Annotated in this window: 1 pseudogene; it reads left to right on the forward strand. The window is 73.9% G+C overall.

From position 1 onward, the window contains the following. Window positions 1–234, forward strand: a pseudogene (locus KVS71_RS19015) (N-acetylglucosamine-6-phosphate deacetylase); the annotation flags it as partial.

Genomic DNA, 234 nt, shown 5'->3' on the forward strand with positions numbered 1-234 from the left:
GCCGGGCTCCGGCGACATCCACGGTCATGGCGGAGCGGGCGCGGCGTACGACGACGGTGTGGACGCGACCCGGACCGGACGGGATCTGCACCGCGAGCACGGCACCACCAGGGCCGTCATCTCGCTCGTCACCGGCACGATCGCCGACCTCGCCCGCAGTGTCGCCCTGATCGCCGCCCTGACCAGGGCCGATGCGGCCGTGCTCGGCTCGCACCTGGAGGGGCCGTTCCTCGA

Source organism: Microbacterium sp. GbtcB4 (assembly GCF_019091465.1).
Taxonomy (GTDB): Bacteria; Actinomycetota; Actinomycetes; order Actinomycetales; family Microbacteriaceae; genus Microbacterium; species Microbacterium paraoxydans.